3 protein-coding genes are annotated in these 2,072 nt (G+C 47.2%); all 3 read right to left on the bottom strand.

All coding sequences use genetic code 11. The annotated features are described in order from the left end of the window. The coding region (locus tag RMO84_RS07675; RefSeq protein WP_310487876.1) for a 4Fe-4S dicluster domain-containing protein at positions 1–691 on the bottom strand (691 nt) is incomplete at its 3' end. A gap of 339 nt (positions 692–1,030) precedes the next feature. Further along, on the bottom strand, positions 1,031–1,462 hold the full coding sequence (locus tag RMO84_RS07670) for a hypothetical protein (protein ID WP_310487875.1): 432 nt from the start codon (positions 1,460–1,462) through the stop codon (positions 1,031–1,033). Positions 1,463–1,465: 3 nt separating this feature from the next. Beyond that, positions 1,466–2,072: protein translocase subunit SecF (gene secF / locus RMO84_RS07665; RefSeq protein WP_310487874.1), on the bottom strand; the 607-nt coding region annotated here is incomplete at its 5' end.

Below are 2,072 nucleotides of genomic sequence, written 5' to 3'. Positions count from 1 at the left end.
CCGCACAACAACCTTGAGATTGGGGGATGACAATTTCGCACCCATTAGCAGTGAGTACTCGCACTGTAGCCTGATTGACGCGATCGAAAAATAGTTTTTGGACGCAACCTAAAATCATGCCGACTCGATATCGCTGAGTGCCTTGAGCAGGAATTAATTCGGGCAACGTGTCTTGAAATGTACTTAAAGATAATTCGGGGAGATTTGACTCCATCGCCGCTAAATGGGGCGAGACTTTTTCGACGATTCTGGTTTGTCTGACCAACTTTTGCAAGCCCAGCTTTTGATAGACAAATAGCGGGATTAATAATAAGCGCAGCCGATTGGGATAGGGAAATAAGCCAAAAATAAACTGTCGATACAACCGTTCGACCAACGGACGTTGGTGGTTGCGTTCGATTTGGGGACGCATCGCCGCAATTAGCTTGTCGTATTGCACCCCAGAAGGGCAGGTAGTAGTGCAAGCCAAACAACCCAAGCAACTATCGAAATGACTGACTACCGCCGGTGTGAGGTCGATTTCGCCCTGATTGAGGGCATCCATCATGTACACTCGTCCCCGTGGCGAATCCATCTCTGTCCCCAAGATGCGGTAACTAGGGCAAGTAGACAGACAAAACCCACAATGCACGCAAGCATCGATGAGTTTGGGCGCGGGCGGGTGCTGGGAATCTAGCGTGGGGGATTGCATGAGGGTTGTGTGCTATTGCCTATCTAAAGATCTAAAATCTCCGACCCGTCTCAAACTCAATTATCGACTTTTAATAACAATCCTCGATGAGGAGCGTAACTCCTAGCGGGCGGGCATAAAGCACTGCCCCTACAGATTAATATTACTAAGTTAGAGCCACAAATACGCTCGCTTATCGACGCTCTAATATAGGTCTTGGGTGCGTTACGCTGTCTTGTCTCGCTAAACCGCCTTTGTTTCTCTTGTCTCTTTTCCATGGTCGGGGAACAAAGGCGGGAAAGAGACGCTCCCGACCATGGAAGCGAGACAACACACCCTACAATTATCAATTATCAATTATCAATTATCAACTACCTTAACTACCCACTTCCAGAGCGGATGCGAATCACCTTGCTTGCGAATTTCGCTCACTTGCTTGATGAGCTGCTGACGTTCTTTTTTAGAGACGCCCCAGAGCATATTGCGACTTTGCCAAACCAGAGTTCCGGTCATCACACCCACACACAGACATAGACCAAAAGCCGGTAGCGGCTGAAACATCAATCCGTATTTGACTGCTGCCCAGGTAAACTGTTCTTGGATCAGACTTATAGGATAGCTCAATTGCCAGAGACTGCAAGCACCGACCGTCAACCATAATAATCCGATGACCGACCAGCGTCCGTAAACATGGAGACGATAGAGATTCGTCATTTGGTTTTTAAAAATCGGGTCGAGTTCGAGTTCTGGAACTCCAGGAACGTTTGGTTCTGGTGGATTCAATCGGGACATACCTTAAGACTCAGAATTCACCGTGGCATTAGTCGGGGTTGTGGGATGGCGTTCGCGCCACCAGGCAAATAGGGTGCTGGCGATAAAGATACTAGAGTAAGCTCCCGCTGTAAAACCGATAATCAGGCACAGGGCAAAGTTTTTGAGGGTGTCGCCGCCGAATAAGAAAATTGAGAATAGGGTCAGCAGTACGGTTAGGGTGGTATTTATCGATCGAGACATGGTTTGATTAACCGCATCATCGACAATTTTATCGATCGGTTGCTCGGGATGGAGGCTGATGACTTCGCGGATTCGATCGTAAATTACGACGGTATCGTTGACCGAAAAACCGATAATTGTCAAGAGTGCGACGACAAATAAACTGTCGATTTCGATGCCACCAACTAAACCCAAAATCGAGAAAATTCCGGTTGTAATAAATACATCGTGGAACAGGGCGACAAAGGCAAAGAAGGCATAGTCAAACTTGAAGCGAAAGGTGAGATACAGTAGGATCAAGCCAAATGATAAGACGATCGCAATCAAGCCATTTTTAAATAGTTCCTCGCCAAGGGTCGGCCCGACAGTATCATTTTGCGTCCGCTTAGGATCGAATTTACCAATTTTT

This window comes from Chamaesiphon sp. VAR_69_metabat_338 (assembly GCF_031423935.1).
In the GTDB taxonomy this organism is placed as follows: domain Bacteria; phylum Cyanobacteriota; class Cyanobacteriia; order Cyanobacteriales; family Chamaesiphonaceae; genus Chamaesiphon.
The sequence above is the reverse complement of the archived record's forward strand: the minus strand, read 5'-3'. Positions and strand labels throughout refer to the sequence as shown.